The organism is Marinobacter sp. Hex_13, assembly GCF_001566815.1.
Classification (GTDB): Bacteria; Pseudomonadota; Gammaproteobacteria; order Pseudomonadales; family Oleiphilaceae; genus Marinobacter; species Marinobacter salarius.
The window spans coordinates 16,659-40,465 of sequence record NZ_LSMM01000088.1 but is presented as its reverse complement, the minus strand read 5'-3'; the positions used below and the strand labels follow the sequence as shown (position 1 = coordinate 40,465).

General features: G+C 57.6%; 19 protein-coding genes. 8 read left to right on the top strand and 11 right to left on the bottom strand.

Annotation, left to right across the window (positions count from 1 at the left end; all coding sequences use genetic code 11):
• Positions 1-8: 8 nt before the first annotated feature.
• The 5 genes from AXW11_RS20010 to AXW11_RS19990 are packed head-to-tail and all read right to left on the bottom strand — an operon-like array spanning position 9 to position 3,824.
• Complete coding sequence (locus AXW11_RS20010; RefSeq protein WP_007151668.1) at positions 9-242, bottom strand: glutaredoxin family protein; 234 nt, start codon at positions 240-242, stop codon at positions 9-11.
• Positions 242-991, bottom strand: coding sequence for a YciK family oxidoreductase (locus tag AXW11_RS20005; RefSeq protein ID WP_036206452.1), 750 nt, complete (start codon positions 989-991; stop codon positions 242-244). Before AXW11_RS20005 ends, AXW11_RS20010 begins: the two co-directional genes overlap by 1 nt.
• Before the next feature lie 46 nt (positions 992-1,037).
• Positions 1,038-1,697, bottom strand: a complete 660-nt coding sequence (locus AXW11_RS20000) for an HAD-IA family hydrolase (protein ID WP_041334637.1) — start codon at positions 1,695-1,697, stop codon at positions 1,038-1,040.
• A gap of 23 nt (positions 1,698-1,720) precedes the next feature.
• The gene (gene ubiG / locus AXW11_RS19995) at positions 1,721-2,449 is read right to left on the bottom strand and encodes a bifunctional 2-polyprenyl-6-hydroxyphenol methylase/3-demethylubiquinol 3-O-methyltransferase UbiG (RefSeq protein WP_041334640.1); all 729 of its coding nucleotides are present in this window, start codon (positions 2,447-2,449) and stop codon (positions 1,721-1,723) included.
• Between the two features lie 34 nt (positions 2,450-2,483).
• The gene (locus tag AXW11_RS19990) at positions 2,484-3,824 is read right to left on the bottom strand and encodes a TRZ/ATZ family hydrolase (protein ID WP_036206461.1); all 1,341 of its coding nucleotides are present in this window, start codon (positions 3,822-3,824) and stop codon (positions 2,484-2,486) included.
• A 159-nt stretch (positions 3,825-3,983) separates the two neighbouring features.
• Between AXW11_RS19990 and mtnA the strand changes: the two genes are divergently transcribed.
• Positions 3,984-5,048 (top strand): S-methyl-5-thioribose-1-phosphate isomerase, encoded by a 1,065-nt coding sequence (mtnA, locus tag AXW11_RS19985; RefSeq protein WP_091642351.1) that lies wholly within the window; start codon positions 3,984-3,986, stop codon positions 5,046-5,048.
• Between the two features lie 6 nt (positions 5,049-5,054).
• Here the strand turns inward: mtnA and AXW11_RS19980 are convergent, their stop codons facing one another.
• The 3 genes from AXW11_RS19980 to AXW11_RS19970 all read right to left on the bottom strand — a co-directional run bounded on the left by AXW11_RS19980 (position 5,055) and on the right by AXW11_RS19970 (position 10,932).
• Positions 5,055-7,247: a carboxy terminal-processing peptidase gene (locus AXW11_RS19980; protein WP_177190614.1), complete on the bottom strand. Its 2,193-nt coding sequence runs from the start codon at positions 7,245-7,247 to the stop codon at positions 5,055-5,057.
• Positions 7,248-7,540: 293 nt separating this feature from the next.
• The gene (locus tag AXW11_RS19975; RefSeq protein WP_075194584.1) at positions 7,541-9,691 is read right to left on the bottom strand and encodes a 3-hydroxyacyl-CoA dehydrogenase NAD-binding domain-containing protein; all 2,151 of its coding nucleotides are present in this window, start codon (positions 9,689-9,691) and stop codon (positions 7,541-7,543) included.
• A 32-nt stretch (positions 9,692-9,723) separates the two neighbouring features.
• Entirely contained in the window at positions 9,724-10,932 is a 1,209-nt protein-coding gene (locus AXW11_RS19970) for an acetyl-CoA C-acetyltransferase (RefSeq protein WP_075194607.1), read from the bottom strand.
• 188 nt (positions 10,933-11,120) lie between these two features.
• On the opposite strand from AXW11_RS19970, the gene AXW11_RS19965 reads away from it, so the two are divergent.
• Positions 11,121-11,384, top strand: coding sequence for a late competence development ComFB family protein (locus AXW11_RS19965; protein ID WP_041334642.1), 264 nt, complete (start codon positions 11,121-11,123; stop codon positions 11,382-11,384).
• A gap of 40 nt (positions 11,385-11,424) precedes the next feature.
• On the opposite strand, the gene AXW11_RS19960 is transcribed toward AXW11_RS19965, so the two are convergent.
• Complete coding sequence (locus AXW11_RS19960; RefSeq protein WP_091642349.1) at positions 11,425-13,890, bottom strand: DUF349 domain-containing protein; 2,466 nt, start codon at positions 13,888-13,890, stop codon at positions 11,425-11,427.
• Between the two features lie 185 nt (positions 13,891-14,075).
• Between AXW11_RS19960 and AXW11_RS19955 the strand changes: the two genes are divergently transcribed.
• The gene (locus AXW11_RS19955) at positions 14,076-14,543 is read left to right on the top strand and encodes a regulatory protein RecX (RefSeq protein ID WP_085681149.1); all 468 of its coding nucleotides are present in this window, start codon (positions 14,076-14,078) and stop codon (positions 14,541-14,543) included.
• Here AXW11_RS19955 and mltF read toward each other — a convergent pair.
• Positions 14,538-15,932 carry a membrane-bound lytic murein transglycosylase MltF gene (gene mltF / locus AXW11_RS19950; protein ID WP_374700691.1) on the bottom strand — a complete coding sequence of 465 codons (1,395 nt, stop codon included), beginning with the start codon at positions 15,930-15,932 and terminating at the stop codon, positions 14,538-14,540. The two genes, AXW11_RS19955 and mltF, sit on opposite strands and share 6 nt — an antisense overlap.
• A gap of 536 nt (positions 15,933-16,468) precedes the next feature.
• On the opposite strand from mltF, the gene purL reads away from it, so the two are divergent.
• Both purL and AXW11_RS19940 read left to right on the top strand, forming a co-directional pair.
• Positions 16,469-20,374: a phosphoribosylformylglycinamidine synthase gene (gene purL, locus AXW11_RS19945; protein ID WP_091642436.1), complete on the top strand. Its 3,906-nt coding sequence runs from the start codon at positions 16,469-16,471 to the stop codon at positions 20,372-20,374.
• A gap of 467 nt (positions 20,375-20,841) precedes the next feature.
• Entirely contained in the window at positions 20,842-21,153 is a 312-nt protein-coding gene (locus AXW11_RS19940; protein ID WP_036206488.1) for a YqfO family protein, read from the top strand.
• A 20-nt stretch (positions 21,154-21,173) separates the two neighbouring features.
• Here AXW11_RS19940 and AXW11_RS19935 read toward each other — a convergent pair whose 3' ends face one another.
• Positions 21,174-21,722, bottom strand: coding sequence for an NUDIX hydrolase (locus AXW11_RS19935; RefSeq protein WP_091642346.1), 549 nt, complete (start codon positions 21,720-21,722; stop codon positions 21,174-21,176).
• A gap of 102 nt (positions 21,723-21,824) precedes the next feature.
• On the opposite strand from AXW11_RS19935, the gene AXW11_RS19930 reads away from it, so the two are divergent.
• From AXW11_RS19930 to AXW11_RS19920, 3 genes are all read left to right on the top strand, one after another.
• Positions 21,825-22,412 carry an NUDIX hydrolase gene (locus tag AXW11_RS19930; RefSeq protein ID WP_007151652.1) on the top strand — a complete coding sequence of 196 codons (588 nt, stop codon included), beginning with the start codon at positions 21,825-21,827 and terminating at the stop codon, positions 22,410-22,412.
• 207 nt (positions 22,413-22,619) lie between these two features.
• Positions 22,620-23,312 carry a GntR family transcriptional regulator gene (locus AXW11_RS19925; RefSeq protein WP_036206493.1) on the top strand — a complete coding sequence of 231 codons (693 nt, stop codon included), beginning with the start codon at positions 22,620-22,622 and terminating at the stop codon, positions 23,310-23,312.
• 15 nt (positions 23,313-23,327) lie between these two features.
• Entirely contained in the window at positions 23,328-23,753 is a 426-nt protein-coding gene (locus AXW11_RS19920; protein WP_007151650.1) for a cobalamin B12-binding domain-containing protein, read from the top strand.
• Positions 23,754-23,807: the final 54 nt, after the last annotated feature.

Below are 23,807 nucleotides of genomic sequence, written 5' to 3'. Positions count from 1 at the left end.
GGCTGTCCTCATCGAAGAAAATTCATTAACTGGTCACTGGTGAACGGCCAGTCCAGTTCTTCACCGGTATCGTTACGGCGCAACACCGGAATCCGGGTGCCATAGCGTTCAACCAGTTTTTCGGACTGGGCAATGTCCACGGCGTCCACGGGCACCGGCTCCGGCATGGGCGTTCTGACCAATAGGGCTTCCGCCAGTTCGCACAAGTGGCATTGGGACGTGGTGTAGAAAATCAGTTCCATTATTTCGGCTGTGCGTCTATTTGTTGGCCATTCACGTCGTGGCTGTCCTTACCCATCAGGTACAGATACACCGGCATCAATTCCTCCGGTGCTGGATTCTGGTCCGGGTTCTCAGCCGGGTACGCGGTGGCTCTCATATTGGTACGGGTGGCGCCGGGGTTAAGACTGTTCACGCGGACGTTGTGGCGGTCGTCATCCAGCTCCTCTGCCAGCATCTGGCTCAGGCCTTCGATGGCGAATTTGGAAACGGCGTAGGCGCCCCAGTAGGGTTTGGCCCGGCGTCCGACGCCGGAGGCGGTGAAAATCACCGACGCATCGTCGGATTTGCGCAGTAACGGAATCATTGCCCGGCTCAGCAGGAAAGGCGCGGTGGCATTGACATGCATGACCTTGTTCCAGATTTCCGGATCGTACAGTTCGATCGGGCTGCGAGTGCCCAGAATGGCTGCGTTGTGGAGAAGCCCGTCGATCCGGTCGAAGTTGTCTTCAATGGTCATGGCCAGCTCTTCATACTCCTTCACCGCGGCGCCTTCAAAATTCAGCGGTACGATGGCTGGTTTGGGATGACCGGCCGCTTCGATCTCATCGTAGACGGATTCCAGTTTGGAGACGGTGCGGCCGACGAGAATGACGGTAGCGCCGTGAGCCGCATAGGCCTTTGCTGCAGCCCTTCCTATCCCGCTGCCGGCACCGGTCACCATGATGATGCGTTCTTTCAGTAGGTCGGCCGGTGCTTGATAGTCCTGCATTCTGAGTCTCCATTTGGGAAATGCTGAAATAGTGCTGCCATCGGCGCTATTGTAACAGTTTTGCCAGGTCGCTGACGGTGTCCGCAATAAGGTCGGCTTGCCACAGGTCAACGGTTTCCGGCTGCTCGATATAACCGTACCGAACCGCAATGGTTGTCATCCCGGCGTTGCGCCCGGCCTCGATATCGCGCTCATGGTCGCCCACGTATACGCCCGTTGTCGGTTCGACGCCCACTTCCTTGCAGGCAAGAAACAGAGCTTCTGGATGCGGCTTGCGGTGGGTGACATGGTCGGGGCAGACCACTGCTGCACAGCGGTTTGCAAGTCCCAGGGCTTCCACCAGCGGAACGGCGAAGCGAACCGGCTTGTTGGTGACAATGCCCCAGGGGATACCCCGTGCTTCGAGGCTTTTCAGCACGTTGTCCATGCCCTCGAACAGAGTGGTTTCCACGGCGACGCCGGCCTCGTAAAGGTCGAGAAACGCGGTGTGTTTTTCCAGGTAGTCGGGATGGTCCGGGTCGAGCCCGAAGCCAATCTTGATCATGGCCCGGGCCCCGTTGGAGACAGAGCGCCGGATATGCGGTGCGGGCAGGCCTGGTAAACCGTGAGAGAGTCGCAGCTCATTCAGGCAACGAATAAAGTCCGGTGCGGTATCGATCAACGTACCGTCCAGGTCAAACAGGACGGTCGACGGGGTTGCTGGCATGGCTGACTCTGGGGGTGTGGCGTTCACGACGGCGTACCGTCCTCTCGTGTGTCCATGGCGTGCATCATGTAGTTCACGTCCACATCCCGCCCCAGGCGGTAGGCTTTGGTAATCGGATTATAGGTCATGCCGGTCAGGTCGCGGATGTCCAGGCCAGCGTGGCGGAGATGGTCGGACATCTCGGACGGCCGGATAAACTTGCGCCACTCATGGGTGCCCTTGGGCAACAGGCGGAGCATATATTCCGCGCCGACGATGGCGAACAGGAACGATTTTGGATTGCGGTTGATGGTAGACACGAACAGATGCCCGCCCGGTTTGAGCATGGTGGCGCAGGCGCTGATCACCGACGCCGGGTCGGGTACATGCTCAAGCATCTCCAGGCAAGTCACCACATCGTATTGGCCCGCGTGTTCCGGGTCTTGCGCCAGCTCTTCCACAGTGATCTGACGGTAGTCCACCTCAATGCCGCTTTCCATACCATGGAGTCTGGCGACGGATAGCGGTGCTTCTCCCATATCAATGCCGGTGACATGGGCGCCACGCAATGCCATGCCCTCGGAGAGCAGGCCACCACCGCAACCGACATCCAGCGCGCGCTTACCGGCCAGGGGCGCGCGTTCATCGATGTAGTTGAGTCGCAGGGGGTTGATGTCGTGCAGAGGCCGGAATTCGCTGGTGGGGTCCCACCAGCGGCTGGCCAGTGCCTCGAACTTGGCGATTTCGTTCTGGTCTACGTTGTGGTTACTCATGTGCCGTTCTGCCTGGTCGCTGAGAGAGTGAGCGTCAACTGGTTTGCTGTTCGCGAATACGGTCGGCCCAGCCCTGGACGCGTAGCATCAGGTCCGGGACGTCAATGCGGGTGAGTTTGCCTTCCTGCACCTGGGGTACGCCGTTGATCCAGCTATGGCTTACCTGGCGGCCATGGTTGCTGTAAACCAGATGGGAGGCGGGATCATACACTGGCTGCAGGAACGGGTCGCCGAGATCCACGGCGATAATGTCCGCCAGTTTGCCAGCGGCCAACGATCCCAGCTCATGATCGCGCCCAAGAGCTCTGGCGCCCTGGATGGTCGCCATAGCCAGTGCCTCGTGGGCGGACAGTGCCGAGGCGTCGTCTGCGACCACCTTGGCCAGCATGGCGGCGGTGTTAAGCTCGCCGAACAGGTCCAGGTCATTGTTACTGGCCGCGCCATCCGTGCCAATGGCGACATTGACGCCGGCCTTGCGGAATGTTTGCACCGGGCTCAGGCCGCTGGCCAGTTTCAGGTTGGATTCCGGGCAGTGGATAACGTGGGCACCGGTCGCCTGGAGCAGCGCTATGTCTGACTCATCAATCTGCGTCATGTGCACGCACTGGGTGTTGGTCCCGAGTACTTTCAGCTCCGCCAGGCGGGCAGTAGGGCGCTTGCCGGACTTTTCCATGGCGTCCGCAACTTCGAAGGCGGTTTCATGCAGGTGAATCTGGATCGGGGCACCCGTCGCCTCCGATAGCGCTACGGCTTTTCTCAGTGGCTCGTCGGATACGGTGTAGGGCGCATGGGGGCCAATGGCCGGCATGATGAAGGCGTTGTCCTGCCACTGTTTTATGAACGCTTCGCCTTTGGACAGGTATTCATCCGGCCCGCTCCCCCAGGGTGTGGGGAAGTCCAGCAGCGGAAAGCAGATCTGCGCGCGCATGCCGGCGTCATGCGCAAGCTGGGCAACGATTTCCGGAAAGAAGTACATATCGGAAAACGTGGTGGTGCCGGTGCGCAGCATTTCCGCCATGGCAAGCTGGGTGCCATCGGCAATGAATGCTTCGCTGACAAACGCGCCTTCGGCGGGCCAGATATGGTCGTTAAGCCAGGTCATCAGGGGTAGGTCATCGGCCAAGCCACGGAACAGTGACATGGCGGCGTGGCCGTGCATATTGATGAGGCCGGGCAGCACCACATGGCTGGGAAGGTCGATCACTTCCTTGGCACGGAAGCGGGCATCCGCTTCGTCCTGCGATACGATGGCGGCAATCCTGTCACCCTGGACGAGAACCGCCTGATGTTCCAGAACCACATCGGCGGGCTCGATGGGAATCAGCCAGCGTGCGTTGATGCGAATGTCCGCTGCGGTAATGGTGTCTGCCGTCATTAACCCTACCTTTGTGCGTGCAGCCTGGAACGGAGCCACGCTGTCTTGAAATGTAGCCCGAAAGTATAGCGACCGGCCCGGTTGAGAACTACCCTGGGGGCTGAGTTTACCGTATTAACACAGGTATACTGCCGTTTTGTAACCCTCAGGAGTTAATGAATGAGTCGCGCCCCTGTTTCATCTGGTGACCGTGCTATCGGCACCGTAGCCATTCGCTGGCATGGCGGAAGTCTTGAATTGCTGGATCAGCGGCTGCTGCCGGACCAGGAACACTGGATTACGCTGGAGGGCTCCGCCGGGGTGGCTCAGAGTATCCGCAATATGGTGGTGCGTGGGGCGCCGGCGATCGGAATCAGCGCCGCGTACGGTGTTGCTCTTGCAGCCCGGCACGCTGGTGGCGGTGACTGGAAAGCGGAGATCAAGCAGGCCATTCGCGAACTGGCGGCCTCCCGGCCAACGGCGGTGAACCTGTTCTGGGCGCTGCAGAAAATGGAGCAGGTGTTCTCAGAATGTCACTCCCTGGAGGAGGCGGTAAAGCGCCTCTCCGAAACGGCGGTTCAAATCCATAAGGACGACCTGTCTGCCAATCTGGCAATGGCGGATTATGCACTGGCCCACATGGATGCCAGCAAACCGTTTTCGGTTCTGACCCACTGCAATACCGGGGCGCTTGCCACCGGCGGCTACGGCACAGCGCTGGGAGTGATCCGGCGTCTGCATGAGAAAAAGCTGTTGAAGGATGTGTTTGCCGATGAGACCCGGCCTTGGCTTCAGGGTAGCCGATTGACCGCCTGGGAACTGGCAAGGGATGGAATTCCGGTGACGCTCAACGCAGATGGGGCGGCGGCGTCGATACTAGCGGCGGGTCATGTGCGTTGGGTGATTGTCGGCGCGGACCGAATTACGGCCAACGGTGATGTGGCCAACAAGATTGGTACCTATAGCCTGGCTGTCCTGGCCCGGCATCATAAAGTCGGTTTTATGGTGGTGGCACCGTCCAGTACGGTGGATATGGCCCTCGCATCGGGGAAGGACATCCCGATTGAAGAACGCGAGGGGGAGGAGCTCAGGCAGGTTCGGGGCGTTCAGATCGCCCCCGCTGGCGTGAAGGCGTTTAACCCGGTGTTTGATGTGACGCCGGCCAGTCTGATCGACGTCATCGTCACTGAGAAGGGTGTGGTCAGCACCCCGAACCTGACCGGTATGTCGGGATTGTTTAGCTGAAACTCTTTACTGGCCTGACTTGCCGCTCAGCGTGTTCGCCTGGGCGGTGATCTGCTTGGGAGCCAGGATGGACGCCATGCGCTGATCCAGCTCAAGCATATCCGCCATGATGTTACCGCCTTCGCGGATAATGAAATCCAGTTCGTCGTCTGCGCCGTCTGGTTCCGCCGCCTGCTCGTCCTGCCAGTCGTCCAGCGCGTCCAGGCTTTCGAAGGCTTCTTCACCGTGTATGGCGCGGCGTGCGTTGGCGATGGTCAACCGGGTGCTCTCAATCTGTGACTGATATTCCTTGCGCTTTTCAAGGTTCAGGCTGACGTATTCCTGTTCGCGTTGTTGCTTCAGGAATTCGATTTCCTTCTGCAGCAAGCTGAACTCCGGGTTTTCCTCAAACCGGGTATCGTGGCGCTTCCGGAGTTCATCGATAACACCGCTGAAGTCGAAGTAGCGCGCATGTGGCACGGCTTCAATCTGGTCCCAGGGCAGGGCGTGGTCCAGCGCATCCTCGCCGATACGGGTCTTGTCCACGCGCGACGGAATTTCTATGTCCGGAATCACGCCTTTGTGCTGGGTCGAGCCGCCGGACACGCGGTAGAACTTGCTCTGGGTGATTTTCAGCTGGCCGTGATTCAGCGGCCGAACAGCCTGTACCGTGCCTTTTCCGAAGGTCTGGGAGCCAACCACAAGGCCCCGGCCGTAATCCTGGATGGCACCGGCAAAAATCTCCGAGGCGGAGGCACTCATTCGGTTGACCAGCACCACCAGCGGCCCGTCATAGGCAACGGATGGGTCCTCGTCGTTGAGTACCTGTACGTCGTTGTTGGAGTTGCGAATCTGTACCGTTGGGCCTTCCTCGATGAACAGGCCGACCAGGTCGTTGGCTTCATGAAGTGCGCCGCCGCCGTTATTGCGGAGGTCCATCACCACGCCATCGACGCCATCTGCCTTCAACTCGTCGATCAGTTTGCGAACATCCCGGGTGGTGCTTTTGTAGTTGGGATCGCCATCCTGCATCGCCTTGAAGTCGGCGTAGAAGGTGGGAATGTTAATGACGCCGATGCTGTAAGTGGTATTGCCGCGTTCGAACTCGATGACTTCCTTGCTGGCGCTTTGTTCCTCCAGCTTCACTTTGTCCCGCTCAATGGCGATGGTTTCAGTGACGGTTTCATCCGGGGCATCGGCGGGGATGACTTCCAGGGTCACCGTGGATTCGCGGGGGCCGCGAATCAGATCCACAACCTCGTCGAGGCGCCAGCCGATGACGTTGACGGGCTTTTCCTCGTCGTTCTGTTTGACCGACACGATACGGTCTGCCGGCTCAAGCTGGCCTTGCTTTGAGGCAGGCCCACCCGGTACCAGGCGAACCACCTTGGTGTATTCGTTGTCTGATTGCAGCACTGCGCCGATGCCCTCGAGGGACAGGCTCATGTTGATATTGAAATTCTCGGACGTGCGCGGTGAAAAGTAGGAGGTATGCGGGTCCCACATGCCCGCGAAGGCGTTCATGTAAGCCTGGAACGCGTCCTCGCTACGTGCCTGGTAGGCGCGCTTCAACTGGCCTTCATAGCGCCGCTGCAGAGCCTCCTTGATGGATTCGTCATCGGAATCGTTGAGGCGTTGTGCCAGGACGGCGTTCTTGATCCTTTTTACCCACAGGTCGTCCAGTGCTTCCCTGTCGGCGGCCCAATCGGCGTCGGAGCGGTCCAGCAGGATGCGTTCGTCGGCACTGAAGTCGAGCTTGTCGATGCCGTTGTCGATCAGGTCGAGAGCGAACTCGAGGCGTTCAATGATGCGTTGCTGAACCAGGTTGTAGATATCAAAACCCGGTTGCAGTTGACCGGTTTTGAGCGCCGATCCGAGCCCAAGCCGAATCGCACTGAGCTTGTCGATGTCTTTCTGTGTCAGGTAGACGCGCTGGCCATCCAGGTAGTCAAGATAAGCGTCAAACACATCCCCAGACAGCGAGTCGTTAATGCTCAAATCGCGGAAGTGGGTGAACTGCAATTGGCGGGCAATCAATATGTTGGCGCGAGCCTGCTCCACCGTTGGAGACACCGGCTGGTAGACCTTGTCGGTATCCAGATTGGCCGATACAGGCACAGCGAGTGCGAGCGTGAGAGCCAGGGCAAAGGTTTTTTTGCCGGGCATGACTCCACCCATGGTCGTGCTGTAACGGGTGACAAATCGTTCCGCGATGCTCATAAGCTTTGTTACCTGACGGTGTGGACGATACCCTGCGCTGCGGAGAGGGACCCATGATGAGCGGCCGCTGGCAGTTGATTAAGCGCTTTTTGGGTATCGCTGGATTGGCTCATGGTTTTATTGTAGGCAAGCACAGAACCGGTTGCCATAGTGGGGAAGTTTCGATACGTGACAATCTGTCCATGAAGTCGTCAGATTTGTGAACGCGGGGGCCGGCGGAAAGCCAGCGAGAAACCTTTGGTGACCCCCTTGCCGGAGCGCGCAGGTGCAGCTCCGGCAAGGGAAGGGGTTGATTACTCGAAGACCGCGTTGCGTTCTGCCTTGTCCAGCAACAGACGGGGTGGGTTGAATCGCTCACCAAAGCGCTTGGCCAGGACTTTTGCCCGTTCTGCAAAGGCTCTGACACCGTATTGGTTGATGAACTGGATGGCACCGCCGGTCCAGGGGGCAAAGCCAATACCGAATATACTGCCGATGTTGGCGTCTTCAACGGTCCGGAGTACGCCTTCTTCCAGGCAGCGTACGGTTTCGATGGCCTGGATGAACAGGATGCGGTCTTTCAGCTCCTGGAGGTCCGTGTTCCGGGCTTTTTCCCGATCGACAAACAGTGTGTCCAGTTCCGGCCAGAGGTGCTTTTTCCCGGATTGCGGATACTCGTAGAAGCCGGCACCGGCGGCCTTGCCCTTGCGGTCGTGGCTGCCGACCATCTGGTCGATGACGGCTTCCGCCGGGTGCGCGTTCCAGGTTTGACCGGCCGCTTCCGTGTCTTTTTTGCTCTGGTCGCGGATATGTTGCATAAGGGTCATGCTGACTTCATCAGAAATCGCCAGCGGGCCGACCGGCATGCCGGCCAATACGCCTGCGTTTTCGATGCTGGACGGATGGATACCTTCACCCAGCATGGCGATGCCTTCATTGACGAAGGTGCCAAACACCCGTGAGGTGAAGAACCCGCGGCTGTCGTTGACCACAATGGGGATCTTGCCGATCTGCTGGACGTAATCAAAGGCGCGGGCGAGGGTGTCGTCAGATGTTTTCTCACCCACGATGATTTCCACCAGTTGCATCTTGTCCACCGGCGAAAAGAAGTGCAGCCCAATGAATTTTTCGGGCCGAGCCGAGGCCTTGGCCAATTGGGTAATGGGAATGGTGGAGGTGTTGGACGCAAAGAGACCGTTCCCGGCCAGTTTCGCTTCCGCTTCCTGGGTGACTTTTGCTTTCAGGTTGCTGTCTTCAAAAACGGCCTCGATGACCAGATCGCATCCTTCCAGGTCGTCCGCGGAACCAGTGGCCTTAATGCGGTTCAATATCTCGGCTTTCTGTTCTTCCGTCATGCGCCCACGGCTGACTTTTTTCGCCAGCAGTTTCTCGGAATAGGCCTTGCCTTTTTCCGCGTTTTCCGTGGAAACGTCCTTGAGGACCACATCCAGGCCTCGGGTTGCGGTGGAGTAGGCGATGCCCGCGCCCATCATGCCGGCGCCAAGGACGCCCACTTTGCGGAAGGTTTCCTTCTCAACACCCTGCGGGCGGCTTTCGCCGGCGTTGACCGCGTTAAGCTGAAACCAGAAAGTGCCGGTCATGTTCTTGGCGACCTGACCAATAACCAGTTCCGCGAAATAGCGGGTTTCGATCAGGCTGCCATTGTCGAAGTCCACTTGGGCACCTTCCACGGCGGCGGACAGGATACGCTCCGGGGCGGGGTAGCAGCCTTTGGTTTTCTGCTTGAGCATTGCCGGCGCAATAGCCAGTTTCTGGGCCATGGCGGGGTGGTGAGGCGCGCCGCCAGGAAACTTGAAGCCTTTCTGGTCCCAAGGCTGCTGGCTCTTTGGATTGGCGTCGATAAAGGCCCGTGCCTTGGCCATCATGTCGTCGGTGGACGAGGCCAGTTCATTAACAATGCCGGCCTTAAGCGCCGCTTTTGGGTTTACCTTTTTGCCTTCCATCAGGAAGGGGAAGGCCGCTTCCAAACCGATCATACGGGGCAGGCGTTGAGTGCCGCCGCCACCGGGCAACAGTCCAAGGGTGACTTCCGGAAGGCCCAGTTGAATCTTGTCTTCGTCCAGAACAACCCGGTGATGGCACGCCAGGCAGATTTCCAGACCACCACCGAGGGCAGAGCCATTGATGGCTGCCACGATGGGTTTGCCGCTGGTTTCGAGGACGCGCATCTCGGCTTTCATGCCGTTGACCATGTCTTCAAAGGCACCGGCGTCTTCCCGGGTTACTTTGTACAGCTCTTTCAGGTCACCGCCGGCAAAGAAGGTTTTCTTGGCGGAGGTGACAATAATGCCGCGGATATTGTCGAGATCGCTTTTAACCTTGCCCACTGTCTCCGTCAGTGCCGCTCGAAAATCGGCGTTCATGGTGTTGGCGGACTGGCCGGGCATGTCGATGGTCAGGGTCAGGATCTGGTCTGAACCCAGGTCGTAGTGAATGGCGCTCATAGTTGGTTCTCCTCTCAGAATCAGTCGTCGGCTCAGACGCGCTCAATGATGGTGGCAATACCCATTCCACCACCCACACACAGGGTGGCCAGGCCGTAGCGCAGTTCTCTCCGCTCCAGTTCGTCGAGCAGGGTGCCCAGGATCATAGCGCCAGTGGCCCCCAGTGGGTGGCCCATGGCGATAGCACCGCCGTTCACGTTCACTTTTTCGTCCGGAACCGACAACTCCTTCTGGAAGCGCATCACCACGGAGGCAAACGCTTCGTTTACTTCGAACAAGTCGATCTGGTCGACTGTCATGCCAGCTTTTTCCAGCGCCTTGCGAGCCGCCGGGGCAGGGCCGGTCAGCATGATAGTGGGGTCGGTGCTGGTGACCGCTGTGGCCAGGATACGTGCTCGGGGTTTGAGCCCCATGGCCTTGCCCTTGGCTTCGCTGCCAATAAGGAGCGCCGTGGCGCCATCCACAATGCCGGAGGAGTTGCCGGCATGATGTACGTGATTGATTTTCTCCACGTAGTGGTATTTTTCCCGGGCGACGCCGTCGAAGCCCATTTCACCCATCATCTGGAACGAGGGCTTGAGGCTGGACAGGGATTCCACCGTGGTGTTGCCGCGTACATGCTCGTCACGATCCAGGATCATCACGCCATTCTGGTCGGTAACCGGAACGATGGACTTTGAAAAATAGCCTTTTTCCCAGGCGTTGGCGGCCTTTTGTTGTGACTTCACCGCAAACCCGTCTACATCCTCCCGGCTAAAGCCTTCCAGTGTTGCAATCAGGTCCGCGCCGATGCCCTGTGGCATGAAGCCAGTGTGCAGGTTGGTGGCCGGGTCCGTGGCCCAGGCACCGCCATCGGAACCCATGGGAACGCGAGACATGCCTTCAACACCGCCGGCAACCACCAGGTCTTCCCACCCGGAACGAACCTTCATCGCCGCCAGGTTGACGGCCTCAAGGCCGGATGCACAGAATCGGTTCAGGGTGACACCGGCTACAACTTCGTCCCAGTCCGCGGCCAGGGCGGCGGTTTTGGCAATATCCGCACCCTGGTCGCCAACCGCGGTCACGCAGCCCATAACGATGTCGTCCACCTGGGCGGTGTCCAGGCTGTTTCTCTCCTGTAGCGCCTTGAGAACGGTGGTCAGCAGGGTAATGGGTTTAACGCTGTGCAGGGCACCGTCTTTCTTGCCGCGCCCCCGGGGCGTACGAACCGCATCGAAGATATAGGCTTCGGTGGTCATTTCCTGTCCTCTGTTGGTCGTTGACTCAGTAATAGCATCGCGAAGGGTAACCATAGCGGGTCCTGACGGGTAAGCGTAATGACGAGCACTGCCAATCGAATTGGCGAAACTGCTCAATCCGGTCATGACAATTTCAGGGTAGGGTTCTATGGTGTAGACAGGTACCCATCACAAGCAGGAGCAAGGCGATGTCCCTGAGAGATGCCATCGATAACTTTTACGAGCCGCTGGTTGCGGAAGCCATTGATGAAACAAGAGGGGATGGTGACAGCCAGGACTACCTGACCGACGTGATGTGTGTGGCGCTGAATCGGCTGCCAGCCAAATACTACCGCCACAGCATCGATATGATGTTCTACCTCGCCGACGGCGAACTCGAGACCATGAAAAAACAGGCCCTGACCGCCGTTCGGGAGGCCAGGGAGTTTGTGAAGAGCCATCAGCGCGAATAAAAGAGCCATCAGCGGGAATGAAAAGCCATCAGCGCGATGGTTAGCTCTCCCGCAGTACAGCCTCCAACGCCTTGCCAAGCCGTTCAGCCAGGGGCTCACTGACAACATCCACTGGTTGAACCACACACCAGTTGGCAACCAGCATTTCCAGTTGCCTTGATTTGTCGCTGTCCGAAGAAGCGTTGCCCATGCCTTCGGCAAGTCGCTGTACCTGAATTTCCATGCGACGGCCCTGGTCTTCCGCCGGTGACGGCACTTCCGCCAGTATCTCCGCCCGAATCACCAGTTCTACCGGGTCTGGCTGGCCCACATCGGCAGCCAGACCGGCCCAATGCTGTGGCAGTGCCTCGCTGTCCAGGGTGCTCGAACTCCGGGCGTTGATCCAAGTTTTCCAGGTATCTATCTGATCCTGCAGCTGGCGGGTCGAAACCAGCCCTGAAAGGCGACTGCGTTCCTGGCTGACTCGCTCTTTGCTGCCCGCAGACAATGGCTCGTTTCTGAGCGAGTCAAGTTCAGCCAGTGTCGCTTTGAGCACATCAAGGCTGCTATCGGAGCCCGCCGATTGGCAGGCTTCAAGCACCGGCCCCGCTTTTTCATCCGCCTCACGGGAAAGCTGTTCCTGCTCATTCTTGCGGGCATCCCTTCGCGCAAAGATCTGGTCGCAGGCTTTGCGGAACGCTTGCCACAGTTTTCGGTCTTCGCGGTGTCGGGTAATGCCAATGCTCGTCCACTCTGTTTGCAGGGCTTTTGCCTGGCTCATGGCATCGCCCAGGGGCTCGTGTTCAATCAGGGCTTCCGCTCGCTCAACAATACCCTGTTTAAGAGCTTCGTTCTTCTTACGCTCGGTATCCAGCGGCGCCTCGAGCTGTTTCAGCAGGTCGTCGAACCGTTTCTGAACCGGGCGATTGTCGCGAAATTCCACGGGCCAGGCCGCTTTCCACTCTTCACGTGCGGTCTGGTGTATGCGTTCGGCCGCTTTCCAGTCAATGTTATTCCAGTCGGCGTTGTCGAGGAATGTGCCCAGCTGATCGCAAATCGTCTTGCGGGTTTCCAGGTTTGCCTGTTTCAGCCCGGACTTGGCAGAGAAATAGGCCTTGCAGGGCTCATACGCCTGATCCGAGGCCTGCTTGAACCGTGACCACAAGTCGCGATCGGAAGAACCTCCCAAACCCCGCCACTCATTCTGCAGTTCCTTGATTCGCTCAGCCTTGGCTTCCGGTTCCATGGGCTGGTTTGCCAGGTATTCCATCTGTTCGCACAGCGACTCCTGTTTCGGGCGCGTTGCAAAGCCCTGCCAGTCTGTCAGTTCGCGAAGCTGGCCTCCGAGCAGGTGCATTCGTGGTTGCAGTGATTTGCCGTGGCGATGATCAAGGCCTTTTGCGAGTTGTTGTGCGGCCTTGAAGTGCTGGCGGGACTCCTTCAACTGCTTGGATTCGAGAGCTTCCTCCAGCTTATCCAACACCTGCCGAAGCGAATCAGCCAAGGCCTTCTGTTCTTCCGAGTCTGGCTTGTTGGTTTTTGCAGGGCGGGGTTTTCCCGCAAGGCGATTCAGAGCGTCCAGCACGGTGGGGCGCCTGAAATCGCGGGGCCAGTCGACGGTTTCCAGTATCACCCTGGCTTGGTCGGTCTGCTTGCTATCATCGGTGTCACTGCTGGCGGTGGCCTGCAGTGCCATGATCTCGTCGCGGTGCTGGCCGAGGCGCTTGACTGCGGATATATAACTCCGCAGCGACTGCATCAGGTTCTCGTAGGTTTTCTGTTCCTGTTTCTCCACCTGGGTGTCCCGGGTGGCTTCCAGCCAGCGGTTCTCCTGGGTTTTCTGCAAGGCATCCAGGGAGGCCAGGGAGGGTTCCAGGTCCGGATCCTGATGTTTCAGTTCGTCAAGGGTGTCTTCCAGTAAGGACAACGTTTCCGCCCGTTGGCTCTTTTGCTCTTGCTGATGCCTCAGCTGATCCTTTTCGGCCTGCATCTCGCGCAGCCGTTCGCGGCACTGGTGAACAGCCTGCAGGAACTCCGTGGTTTGTTCCTGTGAGGCCTGAGTTTCCACATCAGCCCACTTTTGGAGGAGTGCGTCCAGACGCGCCTCAAACAACTTCGTGTCGTCGCTGCGGGCCTGCTCAACCGCATGACGCACGATGGTTTGAATGGTTTCGGCCAGTTTTCGTTGTCGATCTTCGTCGTCGCGAATACGTTGCAGCTTCTGGCGAACGATTTGATAGACCCCTTTGTCCTTGCCTTTGGCAAGCTTCTGGACGCGCTGCAGGGTGGCTTTTTCTGTCAGTGCTTCCGCCGCCTCGCTGCGTATACCTGCTGTCAGGCCGCCAATGGCCAGTTCCTCGAGTTCGCCTTCGGACGGGTTGGCTTTCAGTGCTTCTGCCTGCAGCTCTCGTTGGTCATCCTGCCTGCTTGTCTTGTCGGCCTCTTCCTTCGTAGCTTCCTTGCGAGGGGTAACGGCAGTCGCGGTTGCTTTGCGATTTCCAAACAGTTTCTGGATGAATGCGGCCATGGGGTTATCCTTTGATATTGAAACCAGTTCCCGGTGCCGGCAAAGTAAGCAGGCACCAGCCATCGGCGTTGTCCGGAGTTCCGGGTGCCGGGTACGTCAGCTGATCGATCCATGGAATTGAACGGTCAGCTGTATTAGGTGGGGGCTAGTCTAGCGTTTTGTCGGCATTTGCGGGAAGAGTCTGAATGGGAAAAGCATCAAATCCGGAAGATCAGGACCACAAGGCGCGTTCCGCCGCGTTGCGACTGCTCGCCAGACGGGAGCACAGCCGTTTGGAACTCGCGCTTAAGCTCAAGCAGAGGAAGATCGAATCGGATGTTATTGAGCAGGTTCTGGACGACTATGAAACCGAAGGTTGGTTGAGTGATGAGCGATTCGCGGAGGTCTATGCCCGGCAGCGGATGGATCTGGGCTACGGGCCGCTGAGAATCCAGGCTGAACTCCAGCAAAGGGGTATCCAGGAGACGCCGTCCTGCGTCCGGGAAATGAACGACACGGACTGGTCCGACCGGGCGACGCTGCTTCGGGAGAAGCGGTTCGGGCTCAGCGATATCCGCGATGACTGGGATGAAAAAGCTCGCCAGGCCCGCTTTCTTGCCCGTCGGGGGTTTTCCTCCGAGCACGTGGAAAACGCGCTTGAGCAACGGCTATAGCGTTGGTGGGACGAAACCGAATTCCTCTGGCAGCGACGCCCTGATGTCGCTGTTGTTTTCCTTGCCATCGACGGGGCCGACAATCTTTTCCATACCCTCCAGCTCTTTGAACCAGGGCTTTTCCTCAGTTTCCGCTACCTTTGTTGGCTCCGTCAGCCAGGCCAGGAAATCGTAGTAGCGGCGTATGTTCTGAACGTAAATCACCGGTTCATGCCCCCTGGCGTAGCCAAACCGCGTTTTGGAATACCATTCCTTCTGGGCAAGCAGAGGCAGGAATTCCTTGACGTCCATCCAGCGGTCAGGGTTTCTGCCGGCCCCTTCGGTCAGCCTGCGGGCATCCTCCACGTGCCCCCAGCCAACGTTATAGGAGGCGAGTGCAAACCAGGTCCGGTCCGGTTCGGGAATGCGATCGGGGACCCGGCTATGCACGATGGTGAAATACTTTGCGCCACCCTGGATGCTTTCCTCGGCATCGAGGCGATTATTGATGCCGATATGGCTGGCTGTATTCCGCGTTAACATCATCAGTCCGCGAACACCGGTCGGCGAGACTGCATTAGGGCGCCAGTGGGACTCCTGGTAGCCCATGGCGGCCAGCAGTCGCCAGTCCAGTTCGTAGGTCTTGGCGTAATCGCGAAACAGGCTTTCGTACTTGGGCAGGCGGTTTTCCACGTGATGAACAAAGGTCCGCGCGCCAACATAGTCCAGGCGGTCGAGATGACCGTAGAATCGCTCGGAAATATGCGCCAGTGTGCCGTCGTCCCGCAGCTCCTGAATAAACTGTTCGGCGGCATTGGCCAGACTCTGGTCCTGCTCGCTGGGAAAGAGCCACAGTAATGGTTCGGGCTCTCCGAGGCTGAACGCGCTCTTGACCTTCGAGAAGAACACATGGTTCAGCTCGAGTTCGTTGGAGGATACGATGGCCAGCGGGAACTCGCCGGATTCCACCCGCGAGAGGATGCCAGCGGCGTCCAGACCGGCGTGCATGGTCCACTGAAGGCCGCTGTTGTTGGCACTGAACTGTTCCAGTTGGTGTTCGTGATTGCTGTCCGCCACCAGATGGATAGTCTGCCCCTCAAGATCCTCCAGGGATTCCGGGCGGTCAACTTCGCGGTTATAGACCACCACGGATTCGGCTTCGATGCCGTTGGCAACCTTCTGGTAGCGCTGCTGAAAATCGGGGCGCGAGGACAGTCCTGCCAGACCGATGTGAGCGTAGTCCTGATCGAGTATCGACAGCACGCTGGTGTTGTCCTTCGCAACGCGAACCTTGAGCTCAACGCCCAGGTCCTCTGCGAACAGGCGCGCCAGTTCGTAGTCATAACCAGTGGGGCCATCACGGCCTTCAAAATAAACCGATGGCGCATTCCGGGTGATAACGTGGAGCACACCCTCGGAACGGATCTCCTGAAGAGTGCTTGGCCTTGAGCATCCTGCAACTGTCAGGATTATTGACAGTAGGCAGGTGTATTTCGCGATGGCCGTGTACGGCTGACGACGGTTCTTAGGCAAATTCCTGAACTCCCTTGATGCAGGACGCTGAGTGTTACGGTGTTTCCCCTGATGTCCGATCACTCCCTGCTACCTCGCTCGCACTTCTTGCGTTACTGAAAAAGCAGCAAGTGGCATGCCAGCACAGCTTTGGAGAGTTTAACCGATGTTCACTCAATACGGAGCCTCCCTGGCTCAACTGTAATGATCCCCGGTCATACTGGGGTGGTCAATGAATCTGCTCAGTTAATGTGCAAAACAATGTAAATTATAGCGGCCGGTTTATAACCTTTTGACGCTGTATCCCGGTGCGTGTTTCAAGTATCATTGCGGCCTTTCAGATGGCCGGCCTTTTCCTGTTTGCCTTGTACTCCGTCGATACGGAACACAGGATGCTGCACCGGCTCCCAGTCTCGCGCGTACAGGTTTTGATCATGCTTGAACTTCGCGGCGCTCCCGCGCTCTCGCCCTTTCGTTCCCGCAAGCTGCATACTCGCCTCCAGGACATCGTGCCTGCGGTGGAACATGTGTATGCCGAGTTCATGCACTTCACGGATCTTGAGTTCCCGCTGTCCGAATCCGATCAGGCGGTACTTGATCGCCTTCTGACATACGGTCCCAGTGTTTCCGCCGAAGAGCCTGATGGCGTACTTTTCCTGGTGGTTCCGCGCCCGGGCACCCTTTCACCTTGGTCAAGCAAAGCGACGGACATCGCCCGTAACTGTGGCCTGCGGCAGATTCGGCGGATTGAGCGGGGTATCGCCTATTACGTGAAAGCCAACCGCAAGCTGAGCCTCGAGCAGCGGGAGAAGATTGCGGCGTTGCTTCACGACCGCATGACCCAGAAAGTCTTCCACGAGATGGGCGGTGCGGAATTGTTGTTCCATACCGACGAGCCGCGCACCCTTAACCGTGTTCCGGTGCTTTCTGGTGGGCGTCAGGCACTGGTAGATGCCAATCGCTCACTGGGCCTTGCGCTGGCTGAAGACGAGATCGATTACCTGGTTAAGTCCTTCTCGGACCTGGAACGTGATCCCACCGATGTTGAGTTGATGATGTTCGCGCAGGCCAACTCAGAACATTGCCGCCACAAAATTTTCAACGCCTCCTGGGATATCGACGGCGAAGGGCAGGAAAAATCCCTGTTTGCGATGATTCGCAATACCTTTGAGATGAACAGCGAGGGCGTGCTTTCCGCTTATAAGGACAACGCGTCGGTTATCGCCGGCAGCCGTGGGGGGCGTTTCTTCCCGGAGCCCGAAACCGGTGTGTATCGCTATCATGAGGAAGATATCCATATCCTGATGAAAGTGGAAACCCACAACCATCCGACCGCGATAGCGCCGGCGGCTGGTGCTGCAACCGGTTCTGGTGGTGAGATCCGTGATGAAGGGGCAACCGGGCGTGGTTCCAAACCGAAGGCGGGCCTCAGCGGGTTCACGGTATCCAACCTTAACCTACCGAATGACCCGCAGCCCTGGGAACTTGGTTACGGGAAGCCGGAACGAATTGCCTCGCCTCTGGATATCATGATTGAAGGTCCCATTGGCGGTGCTGCCTTCAACAATGAGTTCGGCCGTCCCAATCTCGCCGGGTATTTCCGGACCTTTGAGGAAGTGGCGCCCGGTGCCGGTGGCGAAGAGGTACGCGGTTATCACAAGCCCATCATGATCGCTGGCGGCCTGGGTAATATCCGGGCGAACCATGTGGAGAAAGGCAATATTCCTGTGGGGGCCAAGTTGATCGTCCTCGGCGGCCCGTCCATGTTGATTGGTCTGGGTGGCGGTGCTGCATCGTCCATGGATTCCGGATCCAGCAACGAGAACCTGGACTTTGCGTCGGTCCAGCGGGATAACCCGGAAATGGAACGTCGCTGCCAGGAAGTGATTGATCGTTGCTGGCAAATGGGCGACGACAATCCCATATGCTTTATTCATGACGTAGGGGCCGGCGGCCTGTCCAACGCCATGCCGGAACTGGTCAAGGACGGTGGTCGCGGTGGCCGTTTCGAACTGCGTGACATACCCAGCGACGAGCCGGGCATGTCGCCCCTGGAGATCTGGTGCAACGAATCCCAGGAACGTTACGTGATGGCGGTGGCGCCGGAGAACCTTGAACAGTTTGATGCCCTTTGCCGCCGTGAGCGTTGCCCCTATGCGGTGATCGGCGAAGCCACCGAGGCGCACCATCTGGAACTCGGGGATTCCTATTTCGACGATCGCCCTGTTGATTTGCCGATGGACGTGCTGTTCGGCAAGCCGCCCCGCATGCATCGCAGTGTTTCGCGTTCCTCATTCACTAAGCCCATATTTGATTCCACAAAAATTGATCTGAACGATGCGGTAAGCCGTGTTCTGAGGCTGCCGTCGGTGGGCTCAAAGAGTTTTCTGATCACCATTGGTGACCGAACCATCACGGGGCTTGTCGCGCGTGACCAGATGGCGGGCCCCTGGCAGGTGCCTGTCAGTGATGTGGCGGTTACCTCGTCGTCTTTTGATGTGAAAACAGGCGAAGCCATGGCCATGGGTGAGCGCACACCGGTTGCGGTTATCGATGCGCCTGCATCCGGGCGCATGGCAGTGGGCGAAGTGATTACCAACCTGGCGGCCGCCCCTGTCGCCAAATTGTCGGATATTCGGCTGTCCGCCAACTGGATGGCCGCGGCAGGGCACCCGGGTGAGGATGAAAACCTCTATGAAACCGTTCGTGCGGTTGGTATGGAGCTTTGTCCTGCACTGGGTATCACCATTCCGGTGGGCAAGGATTCCATGTCCATGAAGACGGTCTGGGAAGAGGATGGCGGCGAGCAAAAAAGTGTTACGGCCCCGTTGTCGCTGATCATCAGCGGTTTCGCACCGGTGACGGATGTGGACAGAACATTGACCCCTCAGCTGGCAACAGATGCGGGCGATACGGATCTGATTCTGGTTGATCTTGCGGCGGGACAGAACCGCCTCGGTGGCTCGGCACTGGCGCAGGTCTACCGGCAGGTGGGTGCGGTAGCACCGGATCTGGACGATCCGGAAGACATCAAGGCGTTTTTCGCGGTTATCCAGGGCCTGAACGCAGACAGCAAGCTGCTGGCGTATCATGACCGTTCGGATGGTGGCCTGTTCGTCACCCTGGCTGAGATGAGCTTTGCCGGGCACACCGGTATCGACATCAAACTCGATGGTCTTGCGGAAGATGCGTCCCAGTTCGCTCGTGAGCTCTTCAATGAGGAACTTGGCGCCGTGATCCAGGTTCGTCGGGAGGATACCGGGTTTGTACTACAGCAGTTTTCGGCAGCGGGTCTTGGTGACCACACCTCGGTAATCGGTACCGTCAACCAGGACGACCACATCCGCTATACCTTTGAGGGACAGTCGGTCATATCCCGACCGCGGGCGGACCTGCAGCGTCTTTGGGCGGAAACCAGCTATCGCGTGCAGTCGCTCCGTGACAACGCCGATTGCGCTCAGGAGGAGTTCGACAACCTGCTGGACAGCAGTGACCCGGGGCTTCACGCGGAACTGACGTTTGACCTCAACGACGATGTTTCCGCGCCATACATCAACACAGGGGCCAGTCCTCGGGTGGCGGTGCTGCGGGAGCAGGGTGTTAATGGACAGGTTGAAATGGCCGCCGCCTTTGACCGTGCCGGGTTCGAGTCCGTGGATGTTCACATGAGTGACCTGCTCTCCGGCCGGGTTTCCCTGGAAGGGTTTAACAGCCTGGTAGCCTGTGGTGGCTTCTCTTATGGGGATGTTCTGGGTGCAGGTGAGGGCTGGGCCAAGTCCATCCTGTTCAATGATCGGGTTCGTGATCAGTTTGCCGCATTCTTCAACCGTCAGGACACCTTGGCACTTGGCGTTTGTAACGGTTGTCAGATGCTGTCCAACCTGCACGAACTGATTCCCGGCAGCGAAGGCTGGCCGCGTTTCGTACGTAACCAGTCGGAGCAGTTCGAAGCCCGGTTGGTGATGGCGGAGGTGCCCGCTTCTCCGTCGGCGTTCATGGAAGGCATGGCCGGCTCCAGGATGCCGATAGCGGTTGCCCATGGTGAGGGCAGGGTTGAGTTCCCGGCTGGCACGTCTGCAGACCAATTGAGTGATAGCGAGCTGATCGCGCTGCGCTACGTGGATAACCGCGGCGAGGTCACCACACGTTACCCATGGAACCCTAACGGATCTGAGGCGGGCATAACCGGTGTGACCACAAAGGATGGACGGGTCACCATCTTGATGCCCCATCCCGAACGGGTATTCAGAACCTCCCAGCTTTCGTGGCACCCTGCCGATTGGGGTGAAGACGCGCCATGGATCCGAATGTTCCGTAATGCGAGGCGTTGGTTCAGCTAAAGCCATAGCCTGAGCTAAAAAAGCCGGCCCCGGACGCACCATAAAGGTGACTCATCCAGGGCCGGCTTTTTTGTTTCTGGCGACGGGAGTTTTCAAGAATTTTCAAGGGAAATTTTTGTTTATAAGTGCGAAAATCCCCTTGACTCAAACGGTTTATGCACATTCCTGGTGCCATGCTGTGTGCAATGTGCACAAAGCACTGGGTTTAGGTTCATTTTTTGTTCGACAGCTATAACTATATGAAATATAAGAACTTAATTAAGTAGGTGAATTTGTCGCCAATTTAACAAAAGTGCAGTAATTCCGGGGGATGGGGGCATGTTCCCCAAAACTTTCCCCAGAGTTATCCACAGATTCTGTGGGTAAGTAGCTAAATGCTTAATCTGTACAAAAATTATCCGTTGGAAGGGTGTCGGAATGGCCCGATTCTGTTCTGACACAACGGAGTTCAAGGGAGGATCTGACGAATGTACAAGATGTGTTATTTCGTGCCTGAGAGTCATCTTGAAACGACCAAAAGCGCCCTTTTTGAAGTGGGTGCCGGGCGTATTGGAGATTACGATTGCTGTGCCTGGCAATGTAAAGGTCAGGGGCAGTTTCGTCCGCTGGATGGCAGCCAGCCTTTTTTGGGCCAGGCAGGGGAAATTGAGCGTGTGGACGAATTCCGCGTTGAGCTGGTGTGCAAGGACGACCTTATTCAGGCGGCACTTCGAGCGTTGAAACAGGCGCATCCCTATGAAGAGCCCGCCTACGAGGTGTTTCGTATGGAAGCGCTGTAGCGGCGGCCAGGCGTGGATATTTAGGCACGAGGCCCCATCCGGTACCGAATGTCGTCCACATGCACTGGGAAGTGTTCATTGCGAACGTCTTCCACATAGAGCTCAAGGGTGCGACGGACAGTGGGGAACGACAGCTCATCCCAGGGAATGTCTTCCAGCGCAAACAGCTGGGTTTCCAGCGACTCTTCGCCGGCCCCGAAGTCTTCGCTGGTGAGGGTGGCGCGATAGAACATGTGTACCTGATCAATGTGTGGCACATGAATGATGGTGTAGAGATTGTCCACCGTCACTTCTGCAAGCGCCTCTTCCCGGGTTTCCCTGGTGGCCGCTTCGAGGGTGGTTTCCGAGTTTTCCATAAACCCTGCAGGCAGCGTCCAGTAACCATAGCGGGGCTCGATAGCGCGGCGGCATAGCAGAACCCGCCCTTTCCAGACGGGAACCGTACCGGCGACGATGCGGGGATTCTGGTAATGTATGGTTTCACAACCGATGCACACGTAGCGGTGGCGATTGTCGCCTTGGGGGATGCGCTGTTCGACAGGATGGCCGCATGTGCTGCAGTATTTCATCTGTTTCACCATATACTGGACAAATGTGTGTTGGTAGCAAGTGTAACTATCTGCGCTGCCGGTGTCTCATTCAACAGTCAGAAGTCTTAACGGAGCCGTGTTTTGCGCGATCTTCTCACCAAACGCCTGTCAGGCTATGTACCCCGTTTGTTGACATTGGATTACCCCGAAGCAGCCGTACTCGTCCCGGTCACCAATGACCACGGAAACCCTGAAATCGTGTTTACCCTGAGGTCGGAAAACCTGAGTACCCACCGGGGGCAGGTGTCTTTCCCAGGCGGCCGGCGCGATCCGGAAGACCATTCCCTGGCCGATACCGCGCTGCGCGAGACCCACGAGGAAATCGGGCTGCCACCAGACCAGGTGGAACTGATTGCGCCGCTGAGCCAGGTCATGTCGCTGCATCAGATTCTCGTAACGCCTTACGTAGGGGTGATACCCGGCGATCACCCTCTTCAAGCCAATCCTGCGGAAATCGATAGTATTTTCCGGGTGCCCGTTGAGTTTTTCCTGGACGACAATCGAGAACGCACAGATCCGCTCAACTTCCTCAACAATACCTTCTATGTGCCCTGTTATCGCTGGGAACGCTATCAGATATGGGGCCTGTCTGCGGTCGTTCTGGTGGATTTCCTCAATGCGGTTTACGACGCCGGTATTGATTTGCTGGAGCCGCCGCCGAAACGCTGACCAGCGTCTCCTGACCCCTCCTTTCGAGTTCTCCTCTTTTTTTCGCGTTTATCAGCGAGCCCATTTCTTGGGCCCGCTGACGTTTTATGTGTCCCTGAATGCTCAAATGTTAGACAAAGGTCTAATATGCTTGTAAATCGATCAGGTATTACATGGTGAATACTGTATGCAAACGACAAAAAGGAGTTGCGTCGTGGGGTGCGATCAATGAAAAAAATTCAAACCGAAAAAAACCTGCCGGAGTTGATTTACGACTCTGTGGTCAATGCGATCGTTGAAGGTTTGCTCAAGCCGGGTGAGCGGGTCACACAAGAGACGCTGGCCGAGAGACTTGATGTCTCGCGGTTGCCGGTAAGCCAGGCTATGCAGCGTCTGCGTGATGACGGGTTCCTGTCAGCGGTAGGGCGTCGGGGCCTGATGGTGTCGGTGCTTGATGAGAGTTTTGTGGCGCAGCTGTACGAATTCCGGTGTGGGATCGATCTGGTGAGTGCCGGGCTTGCCGCCCAGCGAGTGGATGCCGGGGCGCGAAAGCGAGGTGAGGACATCATTGCCGAAGGTTTCGCGGCAGGGAAAGCACATGATCTCCCCGCTCTGATCGATGCTGACATGCGCTTTCATGGCTTCATCTACGAGCTGGCGGGTAACACCTTCATCCTTGACTCAATGGAGGCGCACTGGAACCACGTAAGGCGCGTCATGAGTGACATTCTCATTGTCGAGAAAAACCAGAAACAGATCTGGGAAGAGCACGAGGCAATACTGAACGCGGTATTGGCCGGTGATGCACGGACTGCTGAAACACTTGCCAGAGAGCATGTGGAAACCGCATCAAAATGGCTTCAGAAAGAGATTCAAGTCTGCCGTGAACCCCTGAAAAGAAGCGGGAGCACGATTAGTTAATCCAAGGAGAACGCGATGCAAAACAATGACAAAAATGCAGCTGTGATTCGGGTAATGTTGGCAAAAATCGGTCTGGATGGTCACGATCGCGGCATTAAAGTGGTCGCTCGTGCTCTGCGTGATGCCGGCATGGATGTGGTCTATACCGGACTGCATCGCACGCCTGAAGAAGTCGTGGACGCTGCCATTCAGGAAGACGTGGACATCCTCGGCATCAGCCTGCTGTCCGGTGCGCACATGCACATTTTCCCCAAGGTACTGGAGCTTCTGAAAGACAAGGAAGCTGAAGACATGATCGTTGCCGGTGGCGGTGTCATCCCCGACGACGATGTCAAAGAACTCTACCAGATGGGCGTCCACAAGATTCTTCTTCAGGACACTCCTCCGCAAGAAATCATCGATTCGTTCCGGCAAATGGTCGCAGATCGAGGTGCCCGATAGTCAGGGCCGTGGCCGCAGATTTCCTCAGACGACAACCAATAACAATATCAGGAG

Coding starts and splice junctions, on each gene's coding strand:
- AXW11_RS20010 (WP_007151668.1), bottom strand. CDS start 242: ATGGAACTGATTTTCTACACCACGTCCCAATGCCACTTGTGCGAACTG.
- AXW11_RS20005 (WP_036206452.1), bottom strand. CDS start 991: ATGCAGGACTATCAAGCACCGGCCGACCTACTGAAAGAACGCATCATC.
- AXW11_RS20000 (WP_041334637.1), bottom strand. CDS start 1,697: ATGCCAGCAACCCCGTCGACCGTCCTGTTTGACCTGGACGGTACGTTG.
- ubiG (WP_041334640.1), bottom strand. CDS start 2,449: ATGAGTAACCACAACGTAGACCAGAACGAAATCGCCAAGTTCGAGGCA.
- AXW11_RS19990 (WP_036206461.1), bottom strand. CDS start 3,824: ATGACGGCAGACACCATTACCGCAGCGGACATTCGCATCAACGCACGC.
- mtnA (WP_091642351.1), top strand. CDS start 3,984: ATGAGTCGCGCCCCTGTTTCATCTGGTGACCGTGCTATCGGCACCGTA.
- AXW11_RS19980 (WP_177190614.1), bottom strand. CDS start 7,247: ATGAGCATCGCGGAACGATTTGTCACCCGTTACAGCACGACCATGGGT.
- AXW11_RS19975 (WP_075194584.1), bottom strand. CDS start 9,691: ATGAGCGCCATTCACTACGACCTGGGTTCAGACCAGATCCTGACCCTG.
- AXW11_RS19970 (WP_075194607.1), bottom strand. CDS start 10,932: ATGACCACCGAAGCCTATATCTTCGATGCGGTTCGTACGCCCCGGGGG.
- AXW11_RS19965 (WP_041334642.1), top strand. CDS start 11,121: ATGTCCCTGAGAGATGCCATCGATAACTTTTACGAGCCGCTGGTTGCG.
- AXW11_RS19960 (WP_091642349.1), bottom strand. CDS start 13,890: ATGGCCGCATTCATCCAGAAACTGTTTGGAAATCGCAAAGCAACCGCG.
- AXW11_RS19955 (WP_085681149.1), top strand. CDS start 14,076: ATGGGAAAAGCATCAAATCCGGAAGATCAGGACCACAAGGCGCGTTCC.
- purL (WP_091642436.1), top strand. CDS start 16,469: ATGCTTGAACTTCGCGGCGCTCCCGCGCTCTCGCCCTTTCGTTCCCGC.
- AXW11_RS19940 (WP_036206488.1), top strand. CDS start 20,842: ATGTACAAGATGTGTTATTTCGTGCCTGAGAGTCATCTTGAAACGACC.
- AXW11_RS19935 (WP_091642346.1), bottom strand. CDS start 21,722: ATGAAATACTGCAGCACATGCGGCCATCCTGTCGAACAGCGCATCCCC.
- AXW11_RS19925 (WP_036206493.1), top strand. CDS start 22,620: ATGAAAAAAATTCAAACCGAAAAAAACCTGCCGGAGTTGATTTACGAC.
- AXW11_RS19920 (WP_007151650.1), top strand. CDS start 23,328: ATGCAAAACAATGACAAAAATGCAGCTGTGATTCGGGTAATGTTGGCA.